Genomic DNA, 13,380 nt, shown 5'->3' with positions numbered 1-13,380 from the left:
TTTATTAAGCATAGGTCAAAGATTTCTGCGGTGATTCGGGATCCGGAAAATTATCTGAAAAAAATTGAAAGAAGTGGGAACTAATCTAAAAGCCGCCAGTCATATATAGTGAACCGAATCTTATTTGAAAGTTTCATTGTTCATCATCATCCTCCCATTTGATAACACTGTTATCACCCATATTGCATTTGCAGTATTAGCAACCTCAAAGTAGGTTGCTTTTTTTTGTCTTTGAAATAGCAACATTTAAAATATAGTCATACCAATCGGGATAAATAAGCGGGCGGGTTAGATTGCCTTAGAAATGTCCAACGACGTAATAAGCCCTTTTAATCAATAAGAGTAAGCCAGTAGGCATACTCACATACCTGTGCTGATGGGTATAAATGGCAGACACAAAAAAGACCTCGCGAGGAGGCCTTTTAGGTTCAGGTTTTGTAAGCGTTTAAAGCTTAATGCCTGCTTTTTCTAAGTCTTTAGCAACAACTGAGCGAGGTAGCGGTACATAACCGTCTTTCTCAACAATTTGCTGACCCTGCTTAGAAAGCATGTACTTGATGAACTCGCGGTCCATTGGCGACAGCTCTTTATTAGGGTGCTTGTTGATGTATACGTATAGGTAACGAGATAGTGGGTAAGTACCGTTTGCAGCATTCTCGTGAGTCGCAGCGATATACTTCTTACCTTTCTTCGAAACTGCTACAGCTTTAACACCAGCAGTTTTGTAACCGATACCAGAGTAACCAATCGCATTCAGAGATTGAGAAACAGACTGTACTACTGACGCACTACCTGGTTGCTCGTTCACGTTTGGACGAAAATCACCTTTACAAAGTGCTTTCTTCTTGAAGTAACCATAAGTACCAGATACTGAGTTACGACCGTACAGCTGAACGTCTTTTGCGCTCCAGCTACCGTCTAGGCCAACATCGCCCCAACGCTTAACTTCGCTACCACCACACTTGTTAGTAGAAGAGAAAATACCGTCGATTTGCTCGATGCTTAAACCTTCAACTGGGTTATCTTTGTGTACGAATACAGCTAATGCATCAATCGCTACACGGATAGCAGTTGGTTGGTAACCAAAATGCTTCTCGAATGCTTCAACTTCGTTTGGCTTCATTTTACGGCTCATTGGACCGAACTGTGAAGTACCTTCAGTAAGAGCTGGTGGCGCAGTAGATGAACCAGCAGCTTGAATTTGAATGTTTACGTTAGGGTAGATGTGTTTAAAGTCTTCTGCCCAAAGAGTCATCATGTTCGCAAGCGTGTCAGAACCAACAGATGACAAGTTACCAGAAACACCACTTGTTTTTTCATAAACAGGTAGAGTTTGATCGATTGCAGCCATCGCGCCTGCAGAGAATACACCAGCGGCAGATAGGGTAATAGCGCCGACAAGTTTTTTCAGTTTCATTGTAATGCTCCAAATTAAGCGTACTTTGTTTTGAACACGGTCAGTATCAACTTCAACGATGACAAGTCTATTACTGCTAGATGACAGTTGTATGACAGAGTGACATTTCGATAACAGATTTATGAAACAACTTAAAAACACTTTTAAGCGCCGACATAAGATCACGATTAAGCTATATTCGAGAGAATGACATATGCTCGTTGATGATTGACGCAATCTACAGGTTCGAAGTAACAAGTTAAAAACACAGAAATTGAACGCAGAACGTTAGCCAGAATTAGAAAGCAAAAAGCAGCCAGAAGGCTGCTTATTCAAACTCTAAGTTAATACATCTGAATGACATCAAACTATGTCACTTCATCAGCTAAAAGGTGTGATGGAATAATAAAGCTAAAGGTACTGCCTACACCTACCTCACTCACAATAATTAACTCACTGTGATGATGACTCAGCGCATGCTTCACAATCGCCAAACCTAAACCTGTACCACCGGTTTTACTGCTTCTGGCATTATCAACCCGATAAAATCGCTCAGTTAAGCGGCTAATGTGTTGAGGTGCAATACCTTGACCAGTATCAGTTACCGAGAACCTTGCGCCTTGCGCAACCTTGTTCCAGGTAACTGTTATAGTGCCACCTTCTGGTGTATAACGAATCGCGTTAGAAATTAAATTTGAACAGGCACTTCTAAGCTGCAATTCAACACCATGAATGTTCAATTCAGGGTCACAGTCAAATACTAGGGTATAATCAGTTAACGCTAACGCTTTGGCTTCTTCCTTAAGCACATCAATCATCACACGCATATCGACCACTTGCGATAAGTCAATCTCATCCGCATCTTCTATCCGTGACAACGCAAGTAACTGCTCAACCATGGATTGCATCCGCGTGGTTTGCTGCTGCATTAACTCAAGCGGCTTACTATTAGGTGAGTCAGTGCCTTCCATGGTTTGCATGATCTCTAAGTAGCCCTGTAGCACGGTAAGCGGGGTTTTAAGCTCGTGCGACACATTGGCGACAAAGTCTTTGCGCATGCCTTCTAGTTGATTAAGACGGGTGACATCGCGAGCTATAAGTAACAGTTGTCTGTCACCGTATCGCATGATACGTATCTCTAGTGTTCGGTTATCCGATACTGGGGATGGGATTTCTAACGGTTCATCAAAACTAGTTGAACGTAGATACTCTGAAAAATCGGGGTGACGCAATAAGTTATCAATGCGCTGACCATTATCTTGTGGCCACACAAAGCCTAAAATCAACTGCGCAAGCTTGTTACACCACAAGATATTATGACTCGAATCGAGCACCACTGCTGCGTCTGGCAGTGCCTCAGCACCTTGACGAAAGCGACCTAGAATAGACGCCAACTGCCCTACTCGGCGACGATTTTTACCTTGCAGACGGTAAATACCATTAAACACGCCTTCCCAACTGCCTTGCCCTTGAGGCGGTGTTAGACGCTTATCTTTCCATAACCAAAAGTTAAGACGCGCGATTTGACGATAGTGCCAAACCAGCAAAACAATACAACCTAAAATGACAGTAACTGCGACCTGGCCAACTGCTAAACCCACAATAAATAGCAAGCCTACAACCAAACCCAATCTTAGTAACAATCGAAAGCCAGAATATGATTCAAACATAAGCAGACCTAAAAAAGGGTTGTGTAACAACCCTTAGAAAATAATTAGGTAAATATTGCGCTACACCTTAACCCAATATCTACCCTATGACTACTCGTTTGCTATAAACGGGTTGAGAAGCGGTAACCAGCTCCTCGAACAGTTTGAATAAGCTTGTCGTGTCCGCCAGTTTCGACGGCTTTGCGCAGACGACGAATGTGTACATCTACGGTGCGATCTTCTACATAAACATTGGTTCCCCAAACGTTATCTAGAAGCTGCTCACGGCTGTACACACGTTCAGGGTGAGTCATGAAGAAATGCAATAGTCGAAATTCGGTCGGCCCCATATCGAGCACACTGTCACCAAAGCTAACGCGATGGCTCACAGGATCTAGTTGCAGGCCTTGAACATCAATCACCTCTTCTAAACGCGTTGGTGCACTGCGGCGTAATACCGCTTTAATACGAGCAACAAGCTCCTTTGGAGAGAAGGGTTTAGTGATGTAATCATCCGCACCGACTTCAAGGCCTTTGACCTTGTCTTCTTCTTCGCCACGAGCAGTCAGCATAATGATCGGGATCTGACGCGTAAATTCATCTTGCTTTAAGCGCTTGGCTAGCTGGATACCACTGCCTCCAGGGAACATCCAATCTAGCAAAATTAAATCTGGATAAGGCTCTTGTAATAACTCAACTGCTGAATCAAAGTCTTCAGCTGCAGCAGTGCTAAAGCCATGCTGTTCCATGACGAATGTCAGCATCTCACGGATTGCTGCTTCATCTTCTACAATTAAAATCCTAGCTGTCATAATCGCTTCTGTTGCTTCTGTTATAAATGTGCCACATGGTTATTATTGGTCAGTTTTATTACAGATTTATGATAGTAAACTGCATTTTCTCACTAATTCCAAAAATATGTCATATTAATATCATTAAAACGAAAAAAGGGGCCTAAGCCCCTTTTTATCAAGACAATTATTAATTTAGAACTTGTGTTCTAAACCTAGACCAAAGTACTTGTCTTTGTCATCACCAGATTCAGGGGTATTGTGAGTGTAGAAAGCGAACAATTTAGTTGGCTTACCTAACTTGTAATCAGCACCAACCGACCAAGAATCGCCTTTGTTTTCCATGTCCTGGAACTGAGCTTTAAGTGTTACAGCATCAATGCTGTAAGCTGCGCTTAATAGGTAACCTTTATTCTTAACGTTGCTGTTTAGCTTTTCTTCTTGTTGGTACATACCACCAAGTTTGAAGCCAGCGATTTTACCTTGAACAGTTGCACGAGCAACGTCATAGCCTTTTACTTTTGAATCATACGCGATAGATGCGTAGATAGGAGATTTCTTAAGGCCAGCATCGCCATACATAACTGCAGTAGAGAAACCATTCTCTTCCTGCTGCTTGCTATCAGCGTCAGCTACATAAGTTACACCCGCTTGGAAACCGCTGAATGATGGCGTCACGTATGTTGCAGTTTGCGCCATACGGTTCTCACCGGCGAACAAACTCTTTAAGTCACCTTCTAAGTCATTGAACAGGTCAACTTTACCTTGCGACTTTTTAAGCATGGTGTCGTTGCGACCGACAGAAACAGCACCAAAATTACCTTTTAAACCAACAAATTGGTTACGCGCAGTGAAGTTATCAGAACTCGCGTTACCAGTATCAACTTGGTACTCAACAGTGTAGAAAGCTTCTAATGAATCGCTTAACTCAAAAGCACCTTTTACACCAAAACGAGATGCGTTGCTTTGAATGGTAGTGTTAGAAACGTTCTTACCATCTTCATAGTAATCGTTAGATTGAGCAGTGACATTTAGCTTACCGTACACTGTGATTGGATCAGCAGCGTAGGCAGTTGACATAGTTGCAGCAGTGATTGCTGTAGCAATTACAGTTTTAGTTAACGCTTTCATCATTTCATCCTTTTGACGAGTTATCGTCTTTTTTGCTTGTAAAGGGCGAAATAAATCGCCGCTTTGAACTGTGAACGGCGGCAAGTTTGCACGTTGAATATTGCAGATTTATTTCAGTAAATTCACTTTTGCTTAAGTAGCTGTTTGCAAAATAATCAGCCAGTAAGCAAAGTGCTTATTTTTCAAATAGTAAGATAACACCTCAAGATTTATGACAGTTTTGTGAAGCGTGTTTTTTTAGTGACTGTACGCAAAATAAAACGCAATAAAGTCCGAAACTGCGCCAATATTAGGCGACTAACTTCTAATAACTCATTCACTGTTCTAATAATCAAACGAGCAAAGGCTGAACAAAACTCACCCAGCTATCACTCTCAACTACGTGGCATGTTTACCCTTTGGATGACATGCCGTACACTGCTGCACTATTCATTGATTTAACTTAGGTTACTCATATATGTGGTTCAAAAACTTAACTCTCTACCGCTTTAACAAACCATTCAACGTTGAAACCGAAGCGTTAGAAACTGCTTTGCAAGACTTCACTTTTTCACCTTGCAGCAGCCAAGACATTAGCAAATTCGGTTTTAGTAAGGCGCTAGGCAAGCAAGGCGACGCACTAGTACATAGCGCAGAGAACCGTCACTTAATTTGCGTAACGAAAGAAGAGAAAATCCTGCCAGGGCAAGTGATTAAAGAAGCCCTTGATGAAAAAGTCGCTGAAATTGAAGCAGCAGAAAACCGCAAAGTGACCAAAAAAGAAAAAGACTCCATCAAAGATGAAATCACCACCACTTTGCTTCCACGGGCTTTTTCTCGCCGCAGTCAAACGCGCGCACTAATCATGCCTGAGCTTGAAATGATTTTAATAGACAGTTCAAGTGCAGCTAAAGCAGAAGAATTACTCGCGTTGCTGCGTAAAGCACTAGGCAGCTTGCCTGTTATTCCGCTTAGCTTTGCTACCCCAATTGAAACGACACTGACTGAGTGGTTAAAAGCTGGTAGCGCACCCATGCCGTTTGAAATGCAAGATGAAGCAGAACTGAAGAGCGATTCAGATGAAGGCGGAATTGTTAGATTCAAACAACAAGTGCTACAAGAAGATGAAGTACTAGCTCATATTGAAACAGGTAAGCAAGTTCACAAACTTGCTTTGCACTATGGTCAATCTATTGCCTGCGTCATTCAATCTGATGCCAGTGTCAAGCGTATTAAGTTCTCTGAAGAATTCCGCGCGGGTAATGATGATATCGGCGGAGATGATCCTTTAGCAAAAATCGATGCTGACTTTGCGCTTATGGGAAGTGAGTTGGTGTCTTTTGTTAATGCTATGCGTGATGCATTAGGTCCATTTGAGCAACAAATTTAAGCTCATTTTTCGCGAAAACTCACTTTAATAAAGAAAGGCCGCGATGTTTCCATCGCGGCCTTCTATTCTCTTGTTAAGCTGTCCAGCTATTGTCGTGCTCCCTGCACCATCCATGCGTCTAGTTGCGTCCTGCCCTGTCCGTGATCTTTCCTTGAAATCCGTGTACTTGCGTACTTCCCTCTTACTCGGTTTTCCATTGACCGAGCCTGCTCTATCCTAAGCGTGTCCTAGATCTATCCCTGAAAATCCTTCTTATTACACTTCCGGTGTAACTAACGCTTTCTCTCACTCCCTGACAAAAAGCTTTTATCCTTAACTGGCTTAACGCCACTTTCCTTTGGTGAACATCCTGTCACCCCATTCCCGTGTGTATCCAGCTCCTTGGATGTGGATATAGTAAAGAAGTTGTATCAAAATCACAGGGGTGAAAAACTATTTTAACATCCACTCAACAATAAGCTTGTTATGCACAAGGATAACAATAAACAAAAACAATAACTTACATCGTAACCACAGTATATGCACTCAATAACAACTGTTGTTGTCTCACACGGTTTGTGAGATATATCTCACACGAAAGATGTCATATATAGCAACATAAACGAAAGTACTAGTAAGTATAGGTTAGACTACATTGTTGAATTTGTAACACCGCAAAGCACACTTTGTACAAAAAACAGCCAACAAAGCTTAATTCCTACAATACTCGATCTACGTTTTATACTCACGTACTCCACATCAATATTCAATACAAATAAAAAAGGCACAACCTCGAAAGGTTGTGCCTGTTTTTCTTCTTGTTAGCCATCCTGCTAATTTGTTGCTCCCTGCACCATCCGTGCGTCATCGCTATCCAAGCGTGTCCTATCCCTATTAACTCAAATCCTTGCTAATCATTAGCATTGAGCTTCATTCCATTGATCAGTCATCCATTTACTGAACATTCAAATCCATCTGAGTCTTCCTTGGCGTCCTGCTATCCTTCCCTTATTCCTTGTGTCTTACGACACCCATCCTTGTTTCGGTTATCCATTTACCGAGCTCATGCCTGTTCCTTGGGCGTGTCCTGCATTCATCCTTGAAAACCATCATCCTTAATACAACCTTCCTTTAAAGCTAATAAGTTATTTGCTCTTCCTGAGCCGTAATAACTTGATGGGTTAATCATACGCCTTTAAGAGGTCGGTCCAAGATGCTTTTCATACATTTCACAGAAGAATAACATTTCAAAAATGAAATATTTAACCAAAAAACCAATAAAATCATAAAGAAAGACTTTAACGATTGTTAAAACACTGATGCACGTCAATAGAAAGACCTACAAGCGTGTAAGAGATATCTCACAAGCAAACGGTTTGATCATCCATACTCAATTATTTTCGAATTCGATTTGTTAACATTTGCCACAACATTACCCAGTCACCAACAAAGCTATACCAGGGATAAGCGAAGGTAGCAGGTTTATTCTTCTCAAAGAAAAAGTGTCCAACCCAGGCAAATCCATAACCAATAAAAGGCAAAACAAATACATAGCTCCAGCTTGCTGTGACTACCACCCAGGCAAGTACCGCTATCGTCAACAAAGAGCCGACATAATGTAAGCGTCTGCAAGTTGGGTTTTGATGCTGAGACAAGTAAAAGGGATAAAACTCGGCAAAACTTTGGTAACGTGGACTATCAGACATAAACCGACCTATGATTTCTTGTAGAAAAGTACACTGCCATGGACACTGCCTATAGTGACATCGGCAATTGCACTGAACTCTTGCTTAACGAAGATTTGTTTATGGCGATGATCACTGACAAATACGCCCACACCATCTAACTCATGTTGCTCATCACACCAGCTCTGTACCGCTTGAATTAGTCGACTGCCTAAGCCTTTGTTTTGCTCGGCAGGACTTAACGCAATGAACTGCAACACACCGCATTTCTCCGACGGAAGCTGCTCGAGAATACACGCCTCTTTATTGATCATGCTTTGGGTCGACTTCCAGCCAGTACCTAACACCATCTTCAAGCGCCAATGCCAGTAACGAGTTTCACCTAGTGGCACTTGCTGGGTAATCACACAAGCCACCCCAAGTAAACGCTCACCATCAAACAAGCCTATTAAAGGTTGGTCTTGTTGCCATAACTCATTTAATTCCTCACGAATCGCCGCCCTTAGTTTCTGCTCATAGGTAGACAAGTCGCCTTGGCCGAGGACATCATTAAAGAAAGGATCATCATGATAAGCGTTGTAGATAATAGACGCAGCAATCCGCAAATCTTCAGCGGTTAAATACACTGCTCGCAGCTGTTCTAATGTAAATGCTGACATATGCGCTCACCTTACATTTATAAGTAAGTTAGTATTTGAATTACAGCTTAAAATTCCCTCAATTAATCCAATCTAGCAATTTAACATTTTTTAAACAATTACTTTTTTACAATGTAAAAGGCCTCGTCAATGACGAGGCCTTGCCTTACTAATTTAAGCTTTTGCTTACTTATATTTGCTTATAAGCACTGTCGCCCCAGCCAACGAGCGCGTTATCGCGCAGCACGACCGGAGTACATTCATCCTTAGTGGTCTTACCGTCGCCTTTAGTCCACTGTGTACGATAAAAATAAACTTGTACTTCTTGTTTCGCGTCTCCGTCATTGCTTAGATAGGCTTCGGTGAAATCAGCCGTCCCCATAATTACAAGCACTTGCTCTTTGGTCATTCCCATCGAAAGCTTAGTCAAATTAGCGCGATTTTTTTCTTGTTGTACTTCCCAATAATCATGGTTTTTAGCTGACTTATGATCGCCGACATTCAATACACAGCCTGATAAACCTAAGGTAGTGGTCGCAATAATAATTGAAGCTAATAGTTTTGATTTCATCTCAGTTCCTTTTTGTTAAAATGGTCAACTATGCTCGCTATAAAGCGATATCCATGCCAATTATTTAAAGCGTTGAAATTAAAAGATAATTAATCTTTCACCACTTTAAGTTAGTTAACTTGCCAACGTCATTAAGCTAAATTTTAAGGATTTTAACCAACCATGCGTCCAATTGACCACGTACTTGCTGCCGCAAAAGGTATCGCACTGAAAGGGCAAAAGCCCAATGTTGCTCTCATTAAAGGTCGTGTTGGCGCAAATGTGCCAATGCCTGTCATAGTTCAAGGTATTCGCGAGTTTAATGCCATGTCTGAAGAAGAGTGGCGTGGAATTGAAGACTCACAACCACAAGCAATAAGCAAAGACAAATCCGCTGGCGTTAGCCTCGAAGACCTAAGCAAGCAAGTTAATGCCATGCAAGACTACATTTCTCAATTAGAGTCGCGTATCAGCCAGCTTGAAACACAAGCAAGTAAAGGCGAATAACACAGCTATGTTTGTTTATGAATTAAGATTTGAGTGCTTTGCTGACACTACAATCACAGCGGCTGAAAAAGCAATCAATAATCTGCTTGAAGCTTATCGCGCCAATGGTCAAGTGCTCGGGCGTGAATTTGCGGTAGCCTTTAATGATGGCGAGTTTAAAGTGCGTTTGCTAATGCCAGAGCAAACCAGCCTGCACCCAAAACACAATAGCCCTTGGGTTAAGCGAGCATTGACTGAGCTGACTGATGCCAAACTGCTTGCACCTCGTGAAAAGTTCATAGGTCAGGATATAAACTCAGAAGCTTCAACCACCGAAGTACCAAGCTGGCAGGTACTGTACACCAGCTATGTGCATATGTGCTCGCCACTTAGAAGTGGCGATAGTCTAATGCCAATTCCGCTTTATCACATTCCGGCTACTTTTAATGGCGATCATAAACGGGTGATCAAGTGGCAAACTGAGTGGCAAGCCTGTGACGAACTGCAAATGGCTGCAGCAACCAAAGCGGAATATGCCGCACTTGAAGAGCTTACAAGCCATCAAAGCGATCTGTTCCGCCGAGGCTGGGATTTACGTGGACGTATTGAGTACCTCACTAAAATCCCTACTTATTACTACTTATATAGAGTGGGCGGCGAAAGCCTAGCTACTGAAAAACAACGGCCATGCCCACGCTGCGGCTCAAAAGATTGGCTGTTAGATGAGCCGCTATTAGACATGTTTCACTTTCGCTGCGACAACTGCCGCATCGTATCTAACATATCCTGGGATCATCAGTAGCCCGAAAAGTGGTAAAGATAAAAAAGTGGGTCAGAGTAAACTTTACTCTGACCCACTTTTTTAACTCACTAGCGACTTACTTTTGATGACCCATTAAATTGCCCCACATGATTTTAATTCTTGCCCATACTCCAGGATGGTCATGGACTACATCTTGTTCCTGAATCGGTGCGACTGGCGGTTTAACGATGACTTGCAACTGCTCAATAAACTCAGCGATTGAGCTGGCTAACTGCTGCTTAGGTTTATCGCCTGGAATTTCAATCCACACGCTACCATCAGAATTATCAACGGTAAGCATTTGGTCGCCCTCACCCAGCACGCCAATAAACCAGGTTGGCTGATGCTTAAGCTTTTGCTTCATCATCAAGTGACCAATCATATTCTGCTGTAGATATTCAAAGTCTTGCTGATTCCAGGCTTGCAGTAGCTCACCCTCGCCCCAAGGGCTGGTGAAATTTAGCGGCGCGCTATAATAGCGGCCGTAAAAGGCATTAATATCGACGTGCAATTCAAGCTCAAGCGCCTTAGCGACATTATCAAAATCAGCTGGAGTTTGGCGCTTATGTGGCTGCCAAAAAACCGCATCATCTAGATCGGCATCGTCATCCGCCACACATGGAGAGGCTTCACCTAGCGGGTAATAACGCGGCAACTCAGATAATGATGACTGATACACATTTAGATACTGTTTGAAAAAGTTATCAAAGGCAGATGAACAAGACACTTAAGCTACTCGTAGTTTATAATAAAGCGATATTTTGACATGGAAACCGATTAGATGACACAAAATCACGATCCTTATAATGAAGCGCCAGAACTTGCTGAGCTAACCCTTGGTAAATCAACTGGCTATGTCGCTGAGTATGACGCTTCATTGCTGCAAGGGGTCCCGCGTAAACTTAACCGTGATGCCATTGATTTAACTGGCGAGCTACCTTTTCATGGCTCAGATATTTGGACCGGCTATGAGCTGTCTTGGCTAAATGCCAAAGGCAAGCCTATGGTTGCCATCATGGATGTTTATTTAGATATCAACAGCGTTAACTTAATTGAATCTAAGTCATTTAAGCTGTATCTCAATAGCTTTAACCAAACTCGTATCGACAGTGTGGAAATGCTAGAGCAAACCATCAGCAAAGATTTGGCTGATTGTGCTCAAGGCGAGGTAAAAGTTAAAGTCATTGAGCCTAAACACTTCCCACAGTCTCGTATTGTTGAGCTGCCAGGCACTTGCATCGATGAGCTAGATATTGAAGTGAACGATTACGACTTCAAGCCTGAGTATCTTGAAGACAGTACTGACAGTAAAAATGTTGCAGAAACCCTAACTTCAAACCTGTTGAAGTCAAACTGCTTGATCACTTCACAGCCAGATTGGGGCAGCGTGATGATCCGCTATCAAGGGCCAAAGATTGATCGTGAAAAGCTGCTGCGCTATTTGATTTCATTCCGCCAGCATAACGAGTTTCATGAGCAATGCGTCGAGCGTATCTTTACCGACTTAAAGCGCTACTGCCAATGCAGTAAGTTAACGGTTTATGCTCGCTATACCCGTCGCGGCGGATTAGACATTAATCCATTCCGCTCTGATTTTGAGCAGCCGCCAGAAAGCCTACGTTTAGCAAGACAGTAATTGCTGTTCACTAGCAATTAGAAGTCGCTATAAACATGAAGCCATCTCAATTGATATGGCTTTTTTTTGTCTATGCAACAAATTAATCAATATAAAAAGCTACAGGCGCTCTCGCAGAATTAGCGACCTAGCATTTGCGCTAACTGCACTTTATCCACTAGAGAAAACTGCCAGTTGGTTTTGCCAGCTATATTAGATGTAATTGCAAAGCGATATTCTTGATTTAAATAACCAAACTGAACCTGCCATTTTTGCTTAGCAAGATTTGTCTTTTTGATATCACCAAGTTTAGCGTCATCAAACTCTAGTCCAATGCCATCAAGCGTAGGCAGGTAATGAATTGACTCACTCTCGTTTGCTGTATTCTCGTTTGCTGTGCTCTCGTTTGCAGTAATGTCTAACGTTTGTAATCCGGCTTTACTTGCAGCAACATGACGAAAATCAAAAGCAAATGATTTTAGCGATAATGCCAACCCAGAGCCTTCCGCCTTAATAAACGACTCTTTCAACGCCCATAAGTCAAAAAATCGCTGCCTTTGCTCACTCTCTGGCAGCTGTTGCAACTGGGTGATTTCTAACTCACTAAAGTAGTTATTTAATATTGCGTGAATATCGGTGCGACTGCGCAGGCGCTCTATATCTGCGCCAAGCATAATGGGCTGACTATCATCATGGCTCGCTAACTGATTTAGGTTATTCATACATGCAATAGTGAGCATTAGCCAGTCGCCACTGTGGCTTAAGTTAAAACTAATGCCACTATGTTTAAATTGCTCATCTGAAAGTCTAGGTTTGCCGTGTTCGCCATACTCAAAGCGCCACTGCTGCGGCGTGATGTCACTGTGACGCGACAGCAAAATCCGCACCATCGCCCTAACCCAAAGTGATTTTTCACGGCGCTCTGGGCTGCGAATACGCTCTACCTTTGCCCGCTCATCATCGCTTAATAACCTAAGCAGCTGCTGAGTCAGCGGTTCAGGCATTGGAAGATTGTCAGCGGGTTTCGCGCTTGAGTATTCAGGCACTTTATTTATGTGCGCCTTAGAAGATAAATTAACAAAGTAGACGTAGTAGCTCATTGTTTTACCGCCATTGATTGGCATCCTAACTAATAAATTATCGATAACTGATAAGACAGTATCTTATAGGGCTAGTCTCGGGTGTTTATACGGCACAAGTAACGCTAATCCAGCTCAAAAACTGGTCGAGCCACTTATAGCTAAACGATAACGCATTATGCTTAAACTCAGCAGTAATCACCACAAAAT

13 protein-coding genes are annotated in these 13,380 nt (G+C 42.4%); 4 read left to right on the top strand and 9 right to left on the bottom strand.

Annotated features, from left to right (window positions below; all coding sequences use genetic code 11):
• Positions 1 to 445 precede the first annotated feature (445 nt).
• The 4 genes from G3R49_RS11120 to G3R49_RS11105 form a co-directional block, all read right to left on the bottom strand.
• Positions 446 to 1,417 carry a PstS family phosphate ABC transporter substrate-binding protein gene (locus G3R49_RS11120; protein WP_130601789.1) on the bottom strand — a complete coding sequence of 324 codons (972 nt, stop codon included), beginning with the start codon at positions 1,415 to 1,417 and terminating at the stop codon, positions 446 to 448.
• Between the two features lie 347 nt (positions 1,418 to 1,764).
• A complete protein-coding gene (gene phoR / locus G3R49_RS11115; RefSeq protein ID WP_130601787.1) occupies positions 1,765 to 3,066 on the bottom strand; it encodes a phosphate regulon sensor histidine kinase PhoR in 1,302 nt (433 codons plus the stop codon).
• Between the two features lie 101 nt (positions 3,067 to 3,167).
• On the bottom strand, positions 3,168 to 3,857 hold the full coding sequence (gene phoB / locus G3R49_RS11110) for a phosphate regulon transcriptional regulator PhoB (RefSeq protein ID WP_130601785.1): 690 nt from the start codon (positions 3,855 to 3,857) through the stop codon (positions 3,168 to 3,170).
• Positions 3,858 to 4,031: 174 nt separating this feature from the next.
• Complete coding sequence (locus G3R49_RS11105) at positions 4,032 to 4,970, bottom strand: porin (RefSeq protein WP_167869681.1); 939 nt, start codon at positions 4,968 to 4,970, stop codon at positions 4,032 to 4,034.
• A 454-nt stretch (positions 4,971 to 5,424) separates the two neighbouring features.
• Here G3R49_RS11105 and rdgC point away from each other — a divergent pair, with 454 nt between their 5' ends.
• Complete coding sequence (gene rdgC / locus G3R49_RS11100; RefSeq protein ID WP_130601781.1) at positions 5,425 to 6,336, top strand: recombination-associated protein RdgC; 912 nt, start codon at positions 5,425 to 5,427, stop codon at positions 6,334 to 6,336.
• A 1,373-nt stretch (positions 6,337 to 7,709) separates the two neighbouring features.
• Here the strand turns inward: rdgC and G3R49_RS11095 are convergent.
• The 3 genes from G3R49_RS11095 to G3R49_RS11085 form a co-directional block, all read right to left on the bottom strand.
• Positions 7,710 to 8,021 carry a DUF962 domain-containing protein gene (locus tag G3R49_RS11095; protein ID WP_167869680.1) on the bottom strand — a complete coding sequence of 104 codons (312 nt, stop codon included), beginning with the start codon at positions 8,019 to 8,021 and terminating at the stop codon, positions 7,710 to 7,712.
• An 8-nt stretch (positions 8,022 to 8,029) separates the two neighbouring features.
• Positions 8,030 to 8,659: a GNAT family N-acetyltransferase gene (locus tag G3R49_RS11090; RefSeq protein ID WP_130601777.1), complete on the bottom strand. Its 630-nt coding sequence runs from the start codon at positions 8,657 to 8,659 to the stop codon at positions 8,030 to 8,032.
• Between the two features lie 169 nt (positions 8,660 to 8,828).
• Entirely contained in the window at positions 8,829 to 9,209 is a 381-nt protein-coding gene (locus G3R49_RS11085; RefSeq protein WP_130601775.1) for a DUF3192 domain-containing protein, read from the bottom strand.
• A 162-nt stretch (positions 9,210 to 9,371) separates the two neighbouring features.
• Between G3R49_RS11085 and G3R49_RS11080 the strand changes: the two genes are divergently transcribed.
• Positions 9,372 to 9,695: a hypothetical protein gene (locus G3R49_RS11080; protein WP_167869679.1), complete on the top strand. Its 324-nt coding sequence runs from the start codon at positions 9,372 to 9,374 to the stop codon at positions 9,693 to 9,695.
• A 7-nt stretch (positions 9,696 to 9,702) separates the two neighbouring features.
• Positions 9,703 to 10,476 carry a Zn-ribbon-containing protein gene (locus tag G3R49_RS11075; protein ID WP_130601771.1) on the top strand — a complete coding sequence of 258 codons (774 nt, stop codon included), beginning with the start codon at positions 9,703 to 9,705 and terminating at the stop codon, positions 10,474 to 10,476.
• Positions 10,477 to 10,552: 76 nt separating this feature from the next.
• Here G3R49_RS11075 and syd read toward each other — a convergent pair whose 3' ends face one another.
• Positions 10,553 to 11,203: a SecY-interacting protein gene (syd, locus tag G3R49_RS11070; RefSeq protein WP_167869678.1), complete on the bottom strand. Its 651-nt coding sequence runs from the start codon at positions 11,201 to 11,203 to the stop codon at positions 10,553 to 10,555.
• 54 nt (positions 11,204 to 11,257) lie between these two features.
• Here syd and queF point away from each other — a divergent pair, with 54 nt between their 5' ends.
• On the top strand, positions 11,258 to 12,112 hold the full coding sequence (gene queF, locus G3R49_RS11065) for an NADPH-dependent 7-cyano-7-deazaguanine reductase QueF (RefSeq protein WP_167869677.1): 855 nt from the start codon (positions 11,258 to 11,260) through the stop codon (positions 12,110 to 12,112).
• 119 nt (positions 12,113 to 12,231) lie between these two features.
• On the opposite strand, the gene G3R49_RS11060 is transcribed toward queF, so the two are convergent.
• A complete protein-coding gene (locus tag G3R49_RS11060) occupies positions 12,232 to 13,191 on the bottom strand; it encodes a 4'-phosphopantetheinyl transferase superfamily protein (RefSeq protein ID WP_167869676.1) in 960 nt (319 codons plus the stop codon).
• Positions 13,192 to 13,380: the final 189 nt, after the last annotated feature.

The organism is Shewanella sp. WXL01, from assembly GCF_012263345.1.
GTDB lineage: Bacteria > Pseudomonadota > Gammaproteobacteria > Enterobacterales > Shewanellaceae > Shewanella > Shewanella maritima.
Note: the sequence above shows the minus strand (reverse complement) of the source record. Positions and strands in the feature narration are given on the sequence as shown.